Origin of the sequence: Shewanella olleyana, from assembly GCF_023283825.1 — a bacterium.
GTDB classification, from domain to species: Bacteria; Pseudomonadota; Gammaproteobacteria; order Enterobacterales; family Shewanellaceae; genus Shewanella; species Shewanella olleyana.
In genome coordinates, this window is sequence record NZ_JAKILD010000003.1 from 152,405 (window position 1) to 167,599 (window position 15,195).

A 15,195-nucleotide genomic window follows, 5' to 3' on the forward strand; every position below is an offset into this window, starting at 1 on the left:
TATTATTTTCAACGTAATCAATCGCCGCTAATCTATTTGTTAAAGGGATATACACATGACTAACTACAGAAGTAATATCGATGAAGCTGCTACCTTGATTAACTCAGAAGGTAGTGCATGGAATGCCATCAACCCAGAATCAGTCGCTCGTATGCGTCTACAGAATCGCTTTCAAACTGGGTTAGACATCGCAAAGTACACTGCTAAGATTATGCGTGAAGACATGGATAACTACGATAAAGACTCGTCGCAGTACACTCAGTCTTTAGGTTGCTGGCATGGTTTTATCGGCCAACAAAAAATGATTTCTATTAAGAAGCATCTATTAACCACTAAGCGTCGCTACCTTTACCTTTCAGGTTGGATGGTGGCAGCACTGCGTAGTGAGTTTGGTCCATTACCTGACCAATCAATGCATGAAAAGACCTCTGTAGCTTCACTGATTAAAGAGCTATACACCTTTTTACGTCAAGCTGATGCCCGTGAACTTGGTGGCTTATTCCGCGAATTAGATACTGCTGCTGAAGCTGACAAAGCTGCGATTCAAGATAAGATTGATAACTTCGAAACCCACGTTGTACCGATTATTGCCGATATCGATGCAGGTTTTGGTAACGAAGAAGCCACTTACTTGATGGCAAAACAAATGATTGAAGCAGGTGCTTGTTGTATCCAATTAGAAAACCAAGTATCTGACGTTAAACAATGTGGACACCAAGACGGTAAAGTGACCGTGCCACATGTTGAGTTCTTAGCAAAAATCAACGCTGTTCGTTATGCCTTCCTAGAACTTGGAATTGATGACGGTGTTATCGTTGCACGTACCGATTCATTAGGTGCAGGTCTTACTCAAAAGATTGCAGTGACCAATGAAGCTGGCGATTTAGGTGATCAATACAACTCATTCCTAGAAGTTGAAGCGGTTGATGCTGCAAAACTTCAAAACGGTGATGTGGTATTCCAGCAAGATGGACAACTTGTAAAACCTGCTCGTCTACCTAATGGTTTATTTAAGTTCCGCGCAGGTACTGGTGAAGAACGTTGTGTGCTTGACTGTATTACTTCACTGCAAAATGGCGCTGATTTATTGTGGATTGAAACTGAAAAACCACATGTATCTCAAATCGGCGGCATGGTGAACGAAATCCGTAAAGTCATACCGAATGCCAAGCTTGTTTACAACAACTCGCCATCGTTTAACTGGACGCTTAACTTCCGTCAGCAAGTATTTGATGCAATGCAAGAAGCAGGACAAGACGTGTCAGCTTATAACCGTGACCAACTAATGAGTGTTGATTACGATACGACAGAATTAGCTGTTCAAGCTGATGAAAAAATCCGTACCTTCCAAGCAGATGCTGCTCGTGAAGCGGGTATCTTCCATCACCTTATTACACTACCGACTTACCATACTGCCGCGCTATCAACTGATAACTTGGCTAAAGAGTACTTCGGTGACCAAGGTATGCTGGGTTATGTTGCTAATGTTCAACGTAAGGAAATCCGTCAAGGTATCGCCTGTGTTAAACATCAAAACATGGCAGGTTCTGATATGGGTGATGCGCATAAAGAATACTTCTCAGGCGACCAAGCTCTGAAAGCATCAGGTAAAGACAACACGATGAACCAGTTTTAATTTGTCAAAATCGTTTAGTCACAGCACTGACAATGACTAACAAATACAATTAAAACTGATAGCTAAACTAAAGCTAGCAATCAAAGCTAAAAGCCTACGAGTTCGTAGGCTTTTTTTGATTTTTTGATATACCAAGCCAAAAGTCTATGTTCAAAATTTTCCGACTTTCACAAATACAGCAGTACCACTTATTTACCCTTCTATCACTCAGAGCATATATAAGCCTATAAAATCAGCCCTGTGGGGCTGACATCTAAGTCATCACCTATTGCAATTGAAATAAGTTAGTCATTGATCATTTTGCCTCATATATCACAGGGGGCCTCAACTTTTCTACTTCCCAACTCCTGAGCTAATTGGCAAAAAACACGCTAAACCTATTTTATTTAATAAGGGAGATGGTGTACTATCCGGTTGTTATCACATATAAAAAACAATTATAAAACAATTCAAAGTAAAGGGATTTACAAATTATGAGTAACATGAAACGATTTTTTTTTGCGGCATCAATTATCACTGCCGCATTTAGCACAACTGCCTCAGCAGAAAGACTTGAAACCGACATTCTATTCGTGGCATCGCAAGCTGTTATTGATACATATGGTCGTGAAGAAGTAACTAAGCAGGCATTCGAAACAACTGCCGTGCTTAACGAAGCATTCAGTCGTGCCGATGCGCATTATGGTGAACACGATCTTGATATTACATTTCGTTTGCGAGGTGTTGAGACACTGTACGCACCTCATTATGAAGACATGGCAAAGGAGTTTCTATTCGACCTCAATTTCGAGTTGAATACACCACTTGTATTGAGCGAGCTAGGCTGGGATTTATCAGAAATGTCTGATGAACAAATGGAGTTTTTAGCACTACGTGACAAATATAATGCTGACATTATCGTGTATTACGTAAACCTCCATTCTGACGATGAACTCCATGCAGGTTGGGGGGCTGGCGAAAGAGTGACAGTTGTCTCTTACCCTCAAGATCGTTTCCGTAAAGGGACACTCACAACCCACGAAGTAGGTCATTTAGCAGGATTGTCGCACCCCGATGACGATGAGATCGGTGAGTTATGTGGTGTTATGTGCCCTGCCGTTGTGCCTGAGCAAATCTTTGATCATTACTTTTACGCTCACGATGCAGCAACCCTTGCTAAAAATCGTATCTATAAAGGTGATGTAACTAACAATGGCCCTCGACGTTATCTTGGAAATATTCGACCTACCTCACCTGTACTAGCCAATGCGACATTGACCAGTGAAACGTCATTTTTTGAGACAGACGGTGTTGCTGAATTCACTGTGACATTAACCGATGAAAACGGTACTCCTGCTTTCCTTACAGAGCGCACAAGTATCGAGGTTTACACTAAAGACATTACAGCAACAAGCGATAACTACGAGCCTGTTCTTACCCGTATCGACTTCGATGCAGGTGTCAGCGAACTCGCTGTTGACGTTGACTTATTTGAGCGTGGTATCGATACAAGTAAGACATTCGAGTTTGGTATTAGATTCGGTGATCTCGTTACTGCAAACAGTGATTCAACGATTGAAATTAAGCCTAGTGAAGAAACTGACGATACCGACGAAGGTAGCGAAGGTGGTGACGGCGATAATGGTGACAATAACGAAGATAACAACAAAGGCAGCAGCGATTCAGGCGGTTCTCTAGGTTGGTTATCATTACTCGCTCTTGGCTTCATTAGAGTGTTCAGAAAGTAGCACTTAACTACATAAAAAAGGCGTTATATAGTCGTATCTTGATCATAAGTTAGACTCAAGAACTATATTAACTCGTCACCTTCAAGGGTGGTTTGCAACGTAAGCCACCCTTGCCATATAAGCTTCAGTGAAGCTTTTCCTAAACGCTTTGTATCTAAACAACCACCAAACCTCACTAATTTTTGCTCAAAGCTCAGCAATTAACTAAACACCTACCAATACATCGCTGGTGATTATTCAATTAGCCCAAGTAGCGTTACTACCGATAGTACGACAAAAAAGCCGCTGCTTTTTGCCACGGAGTTGACTGGTATCAAACTCATTGTTTCGAACCATGCAAAAAGTAGCGGCTGATGAAGTATTACTGAGGCTAAATTGCAGCTAAACCATAATTACGCCGCTGGAGACTATCCAATTAGCCCGAGTAGTGTTACTGCCGATAGTAAGACAAAAAAGCCGCTACTTTTGCCCACTGAGTTGACTGATGCCAAACTCCTTGTTTCGAGCTATGCAAAAAGTAGCGGCTGATGGTGTATTACTGAGGGAGAGGTAAGTTGCAGTTAAATCATAATTGCGCCGCTGGCGATTTCCAACTAGCCCAAGTAGCGTTACTGCTGTATTACTTAGATTAATAAATCACTGCAATTGCGTCACAGGCGATGATAAGACAATGAAGCTTAAGGTTTTCACCGCGGAGTTGAGTTGCAGTTAAATCATAATTGCGTTGCTGGCGATTTCCAACTAGCCCAAGTAGCGTTACTGCCGATAGTAAGACAAAAAAGCCGCTGCTTTTGCCACGGAGTTGACTGGTGTCAATGAGTAGCAAAAAGTAGCGGCTGATGCAGTCTTACTGAGGTTAAGTAGCTACTTAACCTATAAGTTAGAACTGATACTTAACACTCGCAGTAAAATTCAGCGGCTCACCTGGCATCGTCCATAACTTATGGTATGAGCTTTCAAAGTATTGCTCATCAAATAAGTTATTCACATCTACCATCACACTAAACCTGCTAGTTAGATTTACCGCAGCAGACAAGTTCACTAAGGTATAAGCTGGCAAAATATAATCAGGATCGGTTGTCTCACCGAGACGATCTCCCACGTAATTAACTGTAGCACCGAAGTAAGCTTCTTTACCCATGATGTCAGTGTAGTGTCTTAATGAAATATGACCTACATGCTCAGCAACATTTATCAAGCTTGAACCTTTTGGAATTGGCACGTCCCAATCATTATCAACTGAGTCTTTTGCCGTTTTAGCATCAGTATAGGCATACGCTATATCAAGGCTAGTATCATCGGTCAGTAAAGTGGTCATCTGAAACTCAATCCCCTGACTTTCAACTTCACCTAAGGTCGCTGACAATCCTGTATCTGGTTCTGCAGTTAACATATTGGTTTTACTGGCATCAAAAAGCGCTAGACTTCCCGAGAACCGATCAGCAACATTTTGCCATTTAAGACCAACCTCGAATGATTTAGTGGTCTCTGGGTCGAATGCATTTCTGTCTGAATCAAGTCCAGGATTAGGCCTGAAACCTTCAGCATAACTGGTGTACAAATTGATATTATCATTCAGCTCATAGACAAAACCAAAACGAGAAGATACCTCGGTATGCTCTTGCTCTTGTAACTCATTATCAAGTTTATTGAATATTTTTTGATTGAATTGATCAACCCTAAAACCAACTAAAAGCTTGGCTCTAGCTGTCAGTTCAATCAAGTCTTGAGCATATAACCCTAGCCCTTCTTGCTCTTCAGATGTAAGTGTAGTTGGCAATGCCTCTGGCTGATCCATGGTGTAGTCAGGGTTATTTGGATCTATAGCATAGGTTGGATCGGTAGGACCGTTTGGATTCCAAGCTGTTCTCCATACGCGGTAATCTGTATCTAATTGGTAGTTATAGTAATCTACACCGACCAATAGGTTATTTTTAACGCCGCCTAGTGTTACGTCACCACTGATTTCAAAACGGGCAGAAAAATCTTCGGCTTGATAATCACGCTCTCTTCGTTGTCTTGATAATAGATCTGGGTTTTCATAAATAAACTGGCGACTTTTAGAAAGTTCAGCATCTGAAGATTGCCCTTTAAATGATGAGTCGCGGTAAGCTAAGCCAGTTAAAAAGTGCCAGTTATCATTGAGCTGATGGTTTAATAATAATTGATGACCTAGCGCCTCAACAGTATGCGCGCCGTCTCGAGTATCACCATAAAAAGCTGATGTATCTACAGAATCAAAATCATTATCTAAAATATACACACCACGATCTAACGGTTTCTTCTGATTAAGAATTTCCATTTCATAGCTTATGCTGGTGCGATCAGAAATGTTCCATAATAACGATGGACTTAGATTAAGGCTTTCAACATCGACATGATCACGAAATGTATCAGAATCTTCATAAAAGCCATTGATGCGATAAGCAACGTTGTCGCTGATCCCCTTAGTGTGGTCAAACTCAACTTGTTTGGTATCAAAGTTGCCTAAGGTTCCCTGAATATAACCTTGCTCTTCAAATTGAGGTTTTTTGGTGATGATATTAACCGTACCACCTGGTTCGCCTTGTCCATACAGCGCAGAACCTGGCCCTTTCATCACTTCAATTGTTTCTATATTGGCAGTATTGCGATTACCGTTGTACCCACGAGAGTTAAAGCCGTTAACTAAGTAACCTGTTGGGTTATTTTCGTCCCCTGAAAAGCCGCGAATAGCAAAACTATCAAACATGCCACCAGAATTGTTTTGCCTTACGATACTGGGTGAAAAATCCAAGGCGTCCATAAAGCGCGTAATCCCCTCGTTTTTGATAGTATCCCCATTAATTCTATCAACTGCTTGCGGGGTATCTATCAATGGCACGTTACCACGATAAGGCTGCCATAATCGGTTGACTTCAATGCGCTCAATATCTTCATGTGCTTCTGATATTTGATTGTTATCCTTTGCCATCGCACCATTTGAGATAACAATTGCTGAACATAGAAAGTACTTCTTCACGTGCTTATTCTCTAAGAATGAATTTTAAACTTGGCGCTATGTTACAACGTATCATTTACTACAGTCAAAATAACTATTAAAAAATAACATGAACGATATTAGGGCCTGTTGATCTTTCAAGGTTGTTTTGGCTGCGAGTTTTGCTTAGGTGACTAGGCGGTCATCTACTCGTTTCGATTAAAACGCTTTTAACTAGAATACAAATAAAGCTTTGCTGACCATCTAACTCTGAGCCATCAATCATTAAACTTCGCTTCCTAAATATTAGCTTTTATGCACATAACTTGAATATTCAATCTAAGAACAAAATTTTTTCAGTTTACTCTTAGTTAATGTTTTAATTTAAACCATTTGTGTTATAAATGAATCATCAGGTTAACAAGGGTGGCTTATTGTTAATTAAATTCATCACTTACACGTTTCTGGCGTTTATTGATCTGGATCAATTTTTGGCTTGGCACAGTATGAATTTGAACCTAAGCGCTCATTACGAACTGCTTATTGCAAACACTAAATGCAAACAGCTTAGTGCTTAGTGATTAGTGCGGACAGATATTAACGACTTGCAGATAAACATGATGAGTAAAAAGGCATTACGCCGATAGATTTGAGCCAGTGAATTGGCATTAAATAGAATAATAAAATAAAGGGGTTTGTATGAGGTACATCCAATTATTAGCGCTATTGATATTCACTCTCACTTTTTCACTTACAGCTGCCTCTCAAACGACTAATACCGATGAGCAACTCGTTTTGTCATCTTGCATGACCCAGCACAAAAAAACGACAACCACTTCGACAGAGCCCTGCGCTTACTATATACAGGGTTTTCTAGCTGCAACATTAAACACCACACAAGATTATGAACTGATAAACGATTCTGAAGGGTTCACAGACCGTGCCTATCGCACTCGAGTAGGTAAAAGTACCTCAAAAATTAAACCTACAGCAATATGCCTCGCAGCCAATGAAACTCCGCAGCAGCTTGTTGAACGAGTAGTGAACCGAACGATTCATCACTTGTCACCATCGACTGATTCTTTACAAGGATTACACAGGCAAATCTACCAATCATTAGTCAAAGAATCGTCATGCCAACAGAGTGATTAGAAAATAATTAAATTTAAAACCAGCTTTAAGACTTAATCGGTTTCAAGCAGCACTTAACTAATACAAAGCATTTTACTAATACAAGCAATTAACTAATACAAGCAATTAACTAATACAAGCAATTAACTAATACAAAGCATTTATCAATATGAAACAAGAAAATAAAAGCAGTATTGTTCCAAGTCACAGGCTTATCCTGATATTAACACTCGCCTTATTTTGGTGGATTAACTCCAATTACCACAACCCACTTTTATTATCGCTGGGCGCAGGTTCAATCATGTTGGTGCTCTACCTCACCCAAAAAATGGAAGTGATTGACCAAGAAAGCCATCCTATTCGCTTCAACGCCAATATTGTCAGTTACATGTTATGGCTAATAAAACAGGTGATTTTATCCAACATCAGTGTGGTTAAACATATCTGGCTGGGTAACAAGAGCATTTCGCCAGTGCTAACCACCATCGACACTCGCCAGTGCTCGGATATTAATAAAGTCATCTACGCCAACTCCATCACCCTGACTCCTGGCACGGTAGCGATAGATTTAATTGATGATCAAATCACTGTTCATGCTTTACATAAAGCTGATATCGACACACTAAAAGCCGGAGAGATGGACCGCCGGGTAAGGGAGCTTGAAAACTAATGTTAGCTGCTGCCACAATCGCCATTCTTGTCGTTATGTTACTCGCGCTCATTCGCTGTATCGTCGGCCCAACTCTGTACGATCGCATATTAGCCTTTAACTTTTTTGGCACTAAAGCCATTTTGCTGATTTCAGTTTTAGGCTTTTTAATGGGACGCCCTGAGTTTCTCGACATTGCCCTTGTTTATGCCTTGATTAACTTTATCAGTGTCATCGGGGTGTTACGTTATTCAGACTCGGCTGAGTTTAAAGATGCTCCTTATGAACCCCATTCAACCAAGGAGAGTGAAAAATGAACCTCTTTCTCGAAATAAGTAGTGGTTTATGCCTACTCATCGGCAGCTTTCTTTGCTTTTCTGGTGGAATAGGGATTATCCGCTTTCCTGACTTTTACACCCGAATGCATGCCGTCAGTGTAACGGACACCCTAGGAGCTGGCTTGATACTACTGGGGTTAATGTTGCAAAGCCCCAATGGTTTAGTGCTGATTAAACTCATGTTGATCTTAGTCTGTACCCTGTTTATTAACCCATCTGCCAGTCATGCATTAGCAAAATCTGCGCTAAAAAATGGCTTGATACCGCGACAACAGACACCTGATGATCAGGGAGGGAACAAGCCATCGAAGCCTTAGTAGATATAATACTGTTAGTATTTTTAGTGGTCATCGCCATCGCGATTGTGCGCATGACCGACCTTTTAGCTGTGGTGATGTTAACCGGAATTTATGGCTTAGTCTCTGCCAGTTTCTTTGTGGTGCTCGATGCCGTAGATGTGGCCTTTACCGAGGCTTCTGTAGGGGCAGGTATTTCAGGCTTGCTAATGTTGGCGGCCATTACCATCACAGGTCGAAAAGAAGCGCCGAAGCGCCATAAACCGCTTATTTCACTATTTGTGGTGTTCGTCACGGGTGGCATGTTGATATATGGCACCATGGATATGCCTTACTTTGGCGCTGTAGATGCGCCAGTGCATCAACATGTTGCGCCTCGCTACATTGAACAATCAATGGAAGAAGTGGGTATTCCTAACATTGTGACTTCAGTATTAGGCAGTTACCGTGCATTTGATACTTTAGGTGAAGTCGCAGTTATTTTTACCGCCGGTATTGGGGTGATGTCTTTACTATCACTGCCTCGACGTCGTAAAAAGCCGCAAACTGATGACGCAACTGAAGAGCAAATGCATGAACGCCACATGGTGGTGCGTATTGTCAGTAAAGCACTTATTCCTTTCATATTACTGTTTGCACTCTATGTGCAATTCCACGGTGACTTTGGGCCTGGGGGCGGTTTCCAAGCAGGGGTTATTTTCGCAGCTGCAATCATCCTCTACACCATGCTATTTGGTTTAGATACCGCTCAAAAAGTGTTTAACCCATCAGTGATTCAACTGCTGGCAGCAGTGGGACTTTTACTCTATGCCTCAGTTGGGGTGGTGTCGATGCTCAATGGCGCAAACTTCCTAGACTATAACGTGTTAGCCGATGATGCCCTTACAGGTCAGCATATCGGGATACTCGTGATTGAATTAGGCGTTGGTATCACCGTCGCCTCAGTCATGTTGAGCATCTTTTTCAACTTTGATGCCCGCAGACAAGCCCTGCAAAACAATAATAAACAAAAAGGGGAGCAAGATGTTTCTCGGACTTTATAACTATTGGATCGTAGTCCTGTTGATGATGATCGGTTTTTACATCGTTATCGCCCATGGCAACTTAATTAAAAAGTTGGTTGGACTAACGATTTTCCAAACCTCGGTGTTTATCTTTTATATCAGCGTCGGCATGGTTGAGCGTGGCAGCGCTCCCATCTTAGCTGAAGGGATCAGCGACTACTCTAATCCTCTCCCCCATGTGTTAATTCTTACCGCGATTGTGGTAGGTATTGCGACCACAGCACTGGGGCTCGCACTTGTCATCAGAATCAAAGAATCATATGGCTGCGTCGAAGAAGATGAGATCCAAAAACTAGATCAGCTAAACGAGGAAAAATCATAGTGTTAGCTCACCTGCCTATTTTACAAGTCGTGATACCGCTAATGGCAGCGCCATTATGCTGGTTCTTAAATCGTTCAAAACTGGTGTGGATTTTTGCTTTATTGGTCTGCTCTGCAACCTTTATCAACAGCGTATTATTACTGATAGAAGTCATGAATTCAGGCACCATCATCTATGAACTAGGTGGATGGGAAGCGCCTTGGGGGATTGAATATCGCATAGATAAACTGAACGCCTTTTTACTGCTGATTATCTCTAGTATCGGAACCGTGGTGATGTTTGCTGCTAACACCAGCATCCAAAAAGAATTAAGCGAAGACCGCCATACCCTATTTTATAGCCTTTATTTATTATCCCTTACAGGCATGTACGGTATCGTAGCAACTGGTGATGCCTTTAATGTGTTCGTGTTTTTGGAAATTTCCTCACTGTCAGCTTACGCCTTAATCGCCTTAGGTAAAGATAGACGCGCACTTTGGGCGGCATTCCAATACCTGATTATGGGTACCATTGGTGCAACCTTTATCTTGATTGGTATCGGCATGCTTTACCAAATGACAGGCACACTCAACATGAGTGACCTTGCGATTCGATTAGTTGACGTAGGCCACACCCGTACGGTTTTTGCTGCATTCGCCTTCTTGATTGTCGGTATCTGCTTGAAGCTAGCGCTATTCCCGCTTCACTTATGGTTACCTAATGCTTATGCCTACGCTCCTTCAATCGTCACGGCATTTTTAGCAGCTACCTCTACCAAGGTTGCTGTTTATCTGCTTATTCGCTTTACCTTTACTGTATTTGGCATCTCTTTCTCGTTCACTAGCCTGCCGTTACAAGACATTCTGATGGTGCTGGGTTTAGTGGGTGTTTTTGTGGCGTCTATCACCGCGATTTATCAGCAAAACGTTAAGCATATTTTGGCCTACTCAAGTATCGCGCAAGTGGGCTATATGATTATCGGTTATTCGATTAATACCAGCACCGGCGTAATGGCAACATTACTGCATCTGTTTAACCACGCCTTAATGAAAAGCGCGCTATTTTTAGCACTTGGCGCAGTAATGTACCGCATTGGTAGCGTACAGCTGAGTCAATTCCAAGGTCTTGGTCGACAAATGCCGTTGACCATGTCGGCCATTGTCATTGGTGGATTAAGTCTGATTGGCGTGCCGTTAACCGTTGGTTTTGTCAGTAAATGGTATCTGCTAATCGCCAGTGTTGAAGCCGGAATGTGGCCTGTTGCCGTACTTATCTTGTTGGGTTCATTACTCGCCATTGTGTATATCTGGCGAATTGTGGAAATGGCCTACTTTAAGCCACCACTGCCAGGGCGCGATACGGTTAAAGAGGCACCTTGGACCTTCCTTGGTCCTATTTGGGCGCTTGTCATCGCTAATATCTATTTCGGTATCGACACTCGCTTGAGTGTGCAAATTGCTCAAGCTGCTTCTCAAAGCTTGTTTGGAATAAACCCATGAATCCATCTTTAGCGCTGATGTTACAGCTAACTATCCTATTGCCATTGCTGGCAACCTTTGCAATTGCGATTACAGGAAAGAAACCTAATCTTCGTGAAGCGGTAACCATAAGTATCAGTCTTGCGGTGCTTTACTGCGTGGTTAACCTCTATCAAGCCCTTAAAGCTGGAACCAGTATTGAGGTCTCGTGGTGGGAGCTTATGCCAGGCTTAGAGATAAGCTTTGTCGTAGAGCCGCTAGGCATGTTATTCGCACTGGTTGCGAGTTTCCTTTGGTTAATAACTACTATTTATGCCATCGGTTATATGCGTGGTCACAATGAAGACAACCAAACACGTTTTTACATCTGTTTCGCTCTAGCAATTAGTGCGGTCATGGGACTCGCCTTTTCAGCTAACCTATTTACCCTGTTTGTCTTTTATGAAGTGCTTACGCTGTCAACTTATCCGCTGGTTACCCATGCAGGAACAGACAAAGCCAAGCAAGGTGGACGAGTTTATTTAGGGATCTTACTCAGCACCTCAATCGCCTTTTTCCTGTTAGCCATCATTTTGACTTGGTTAATGACAGGCACACTTGAATTCACTCAGGGCGGCGTGTTTGACGCTAATGTTGATACCACTATCGCAGGCGCTATTTTAGTGTTATTTATCTTCGGTATTGGTAAGGCAGCCATGATGCCATTTCATCGCTGGTTGCCTGCAGCGATGGTTGCGCCTACTCCCGTCAGTGCACTATTGCATGCAGTAGCGGTGGTAAAAGCAGGGGTATTTACGGTACTCAAGATATGTATCTTTATATTCGGACTCGATCTATTACCTAAACTACCCACCACTGAGTTTTTACTGCATCTTGCGGCGATTTCAGTATTACTGGCTTCAATTATTGCCATGCGCCAAGACAACCTAAAAGCGCGATTAGCCTACTCAACGGTCAGTCAACTGGGTTATATCACCATAGGTGCGCTACTTGCGACTCAATCTGGTGTTATCGGCAGCTCGATGCATATTGCTTCCCACGCCTTTGGCAAAATCACCTTGTTCTTTTGTGCAGGCGCAATATTAGTGGCCGCCCATAAATCTAAGATAAGCGAGATGCGCGGTTTAGGTTACACCATGCCAATTACCATGGGCGCGTTTTTCATTGCCAGCCTTAGCATTATTGGCGTGCCACCAGCAGGCGGTACATGGAGTAAATGGTTCCTACTTATGGGCACCATTGAAACGGGCTATTGGTTCGTGATGGCGACTTTAATGCTGAGTTCTTTACTCAATATCGCCTACCTACTGCCAATTCCTTATCACGCATTTTTCCCAGGAAAGGGAGAAAAGCCAACCGATACCAGCATCAAAGAAGCGCCATTACCTTCTTTGATTGCGTTAATTATCACAACATTAGGCTGCTTGATCATGTTCATCCATCCTCAGCCATTTTATGAATTAGCCAAAGCTATCTTGACTGTATCTGGAGTGAATCATGGATAACGAGAAGCAGTACCTCTTTGATAACCCCAAGAACATCCAGCGGGTGCTATATCTGCTATATATCTGCTGCGGAATACTTGTGGCGCTTGATTTTGTCATCCATCGTCATGTTTACCATAGCTGGGAAAACTTACCTATTTTCTACCCAATCTATGGCTTTGTGGGCTGTGTGATTTTGGTATTAATCGCTAGCTGGATGCGGACCTTTTTGATGCGCCCAGAAGATTATTATGGGCCTGTTGAAGAGCTTGATGACAGCAAAATTGAAATAGTCGACGTCAGCCATAGCCACGCCAAAGAAGCTAACAATAACAATAACAATAACAATAAAGGTGATAACAATGTGGATGCTTGAGTTACCGCCGTTTGTGCTGTTTTTAATAGGCGGATTGATTGCTGCTACCACTCGCGGAAAACTCCGCGGTGCATTGATGATAGCCATTCCGATTTTAGGTGGACTGCATTTGTGGACTGTGCCAGAAGGCGTCCATCTGCAATTGATGTTTTTAGATTATGAGTTAGTCCCTTATCGCGCCGATAAATTAAGCCTGATGTTTGGCTATATATTCCATATTGCCGCATTTATTGGCATCCTCTATTCATTACACGTTAAAGACACTGTGCAACAAGTCGCAGCCATGCTGTACGCAGGTAGCGCCATTGGCGCCGTGTTTGCGGGTGACTTACTTACCTTGTTTGTTTTTTGGGAGCTACTCGCCTTTACCTCAGTATTTCTGGTTTGGGCTCGCCGCACTCCAGCTGCTTATAGCGCTGGGATGCGCTACCTCATCATGCAGGTACTCTCTGGCGTCATTCTGCTTATCGGTGCGCTGTTTTATATCAAAGAGACTGGCAGCATTGCCTTTGACTTTATCGGCTTAGACAGTATTGCAGGCTGGCTTATCTTTATCGCCTTTGGCATTAAGTGTGCGTTCCCTTTTGCGCACACTTGGCTTACCGATGCCTACCCAGAAGCAACGCCAACGGGCACAGTGTTACTCAGCGCATTTACCACTAAGGTTGCGGTATATGCACTGGCACGTGCCTATCCTGGTACTGAGCTGCTAGTGTATATTGGTGCTGCAATGACTTGCTTCCCAATCTTCTTTGCGGTAATTGAAAATGATTTACGTCGGGTACTGGCTTACAGCTTGATTAACCAAGTAGGTTTTATGGTGGTCGGTATCGGTATTGGTACGTCGCTTGCCTTAAACGGCGCCGTATCTCATGCCTTTAACGACGTTATCTTTAAAGGCCTATTGTTTATGAGCATGGGCGCAGTACTGCATATGACAGGGCGGATAAACGGCTCCGATCTCGGCGGTCTTTATAAAACCATGCCTAAAACCACCATACTCTGTATTGTGGGCGCGGCGTCTATCTCAGCATTCCCACTGTTTAGCGGCTTTGTCAGTAAATCAATGGTGATGACTGCAGCAATGGAAACGGGCCATGACTGGGTTTGGTTAATGCTACTGTTTGCTTCAGCGGGTGTATTCCACCATGCAGGTATTAAAATCCCTTACTTTGCCTTCTTCGCCCATGACTCGGGCATAAGAGCAAACGATCCGCCAATCAATATGCTAATGGCAATGTTCATTGCGGCTTGTTTATGTATCGGTATTGGTATCTACCCTGCTGCGCTTTACTCACTGCTACCGTACGATACTGGTTATAACCCATATGATGCGACCCACGTACTCGCTCAGACACAGCTGCTATTGTTCTCAGCGCTGGCCTTTGTATGGCTTAACCTTAAAGGTAAGTATCCGCCAGAGCTGCGCTCAACTCACCTTGACGTAGACTGGGTTTACAGACGCTTAGTGCCAAATATCTTGCAGCGTATGTTTGCGGTTATTTGGAAAGTAGATGGCGATATTCGTCAATCAGTACGTGGCAAGTTAAGCCAATGTCAGGCGTTTTTAGCCCGCCAATACAAAGAAGGTGGTAGCTTTATTTCTAGCGACTATCCATCAGGTAACATGGTGCTTTGGGTCGCAGTGATCTTAGCCACTTACTTGTTTATTGGCTTTGTAAGCTAGAAGGTTCAGTTAAAAAGCTCGGTTAGAAAGCTCGATTTGAAAGGAAGCATCTAGATATAAGCTAGCCCG

At 42.8% G+C, this 15,195-nt stretch carries 13 protein-coding genes; 12 read left to right on the top strand and 1 reads right to left on the bottom strand.

The genetic code is table 11. The features are described 5' to 3' along the window. Positions 1 to 55 precede the first annotated feature (55 nt). Positions 56 to 1,636 (top strand): isocitrate lyase, encoded by a 1,581-nt coding sequence (locus L2735_RS03330; protein ID WP_248983349.1) that lies wholly within the window; start codon positions 56 to 58, stop codon positions 1,634 to 1,636. Between the two features lie 473 nt (positions 1,637 to 2,109). Next, complete coding sequence (locus L2735_RS03335) at positions 2,110 to 3,363, top strand: GlyGly-CTERM sorting domain-containing protein (protein WP_248983350.1); 1,254 nt, start codon at positions 2,110 to 2,112, stop codon at positions 3,361 to 3,363. A gap of 880 nt (positions 3,364 to 4,243) precedes the next feature. On the opposite strand, the gene L2735_RS03340 is transcribed toward L2735_RS03335, so the two are convergent. Beyond that, positions 4,244 to 6,364, bottom strand: a complete 2,121-nt coding sequence (locus L2735_RS03340) for a TonB-dependent siderophore receptor (protein ID WP_248983351.1) — start codon at positions 6,362 to 6,364, stop codon at positions 4,244 to 4,246. A gap of 657 nt (positions 6,365 to 7,021) precedes the next feature. Between L2735_RS03340 and L2735_RS03345 the strand changes: the two genes are divergently transcribed. The 10 genes from L2735_RS03345 (at position 7,022) to L2735_RS03390 (ending at position 15,126) form a co-directional block, all read left to right on the top strand. Beyond that, positions 7,022 to 7,474 carry a Rap1a/Tai family immunity protein gene (locus L2735_RS03345; RefSeq protein ID WP_248983352.1) on the top strand — a complete coding sequence of 151 codons (453 nt, stop codon included), beginning with the start codon at positions 7,022 to 7,024 and terminating at the stop codon, positions 7,472 to 7,474. 148 nt (positions 7,475 to 7,622) lie between these two features. Then, positions 7,623 to 8,123 (top strand): Na+/H+ antiporter subunit E, encoded by a 501-nt coding sequence (locus L2735_RS03350; RefSeq protein WP_248983353.1) that lies wholly within the window; start codon positions 7,623 to 7,625, stop codon positions 8,121 to 8,123. Then, a complete protein-coding gene (locus L2735_RS03355; protein ID WP_248983354.1) occupies positions 8,123 to 8,419 on the top strand; it encodes an MrpF/PhaF family protein in 297 nt (98 codons plus the stop codon). The genes L2735_RS03350 and L2735_RS03355 overlap by 1 nt, the downstream gene beginning before the upstream one ends. Continuing rightward, positions 8,416 to 8,757, top strand: coding sequence for a monovalent cation/H(+) antiporter subunit G (gene mnhG / locus L2735_RS03360; protein ID WP_248983355.1), 342 nt, complete (start codon positions 8,416 to 8,418; stop codon positions 8,755 to 8,757). The genes L2735_RS03355 and mnhG overlap by 4 nt, the downstream gene beginning before the upstream one ends. 26 nt (positions 8,758 to 8,783) lie before the next feature. After that, positions 8,784 to 9,779 (top strand): Na(+)/H(+) antiporter subunit B, encoded by a 996-nt coding sequence (locus L2735_RS03365; protein ID WP_248983356.1) that lies wholly within the window; start codon positions 8,784 to 8,786, stop codon positions 9,777 to 9,779. Then, positions 9,760 to 10,122: a cation:proton antiporter subunit C gene (locus L2735_RS03370; RefSeq protein WP_248983357.1), complete on the top strand. Its 363-nt coding sequence runs from the start codon at positions 9,760 to 9,762 to the stop codon at positions 10,120 to 10,122. Before L2735_RS03365 ends, L2735_RS03370 begins: the two co-directional genes overlap by 20 nt. Next, positions 10,122 to 11,600, top strand: coding sequence for a monovalent cation/H+ antiporter subunit D family protein (locus L2735_RS03375; RefSeq protein WP_248983358.1), 1,479 nt, complete (start codon positions 10,122 to 10,124; stop codon positions 11,598 to 11,600). Before L2735_RS03370 ends, L2735_RS03375 begins: the two co-directional genes overlap by 1 nt. Beyond that, complete coding sequence (locus tag L2735_RS03380; RefSeq protein WP_248983359.1) at positions 11,597 to 13,084, top strand: monovalent cation/H+ antiporter subunit D family protein; 1,488 nt, start codon at positions 11,597 to 11,599, stop codon at positions 13,082 to 13,084. Before L2735_RS03375 ends, L2735_RS03380 begins: the two co-directional genes overlap by 4 nt. Further along, complete coding sequence (locus tag L2735_RS03385) at positions 13,077 to 13,439, top strand: hypothetical protein (protein ID WP_248983360.1); 363 nt, start codon at positions 13,077 to 13,079, stop codon at positions 13,437 to 13,439. Before L2735_RS03380 ends, L2735_RS03385 begins: the two co-directional genes overlap by 8 nt. Further along, the gene (locus tag L2735_RS03390; protein ID WP_248983361.1) at positions 13,426 to 15,126 is read left to right on the top strand and encodes a Na(+)/H(+) antiporter subunit D; all 1,701 of its coding nucleotides are present in this window, start codon (positions 13,426 to 13,428) and stop codon (positions 15,124 to 15,126) included. The genes L2735_RS03385 and L2735_RS03390 overlap by 14 nt, the downstream gene beginning before the upstream one ends. Positions 15,127 to 15,195 lie beyond the last annotated feature (69 nt).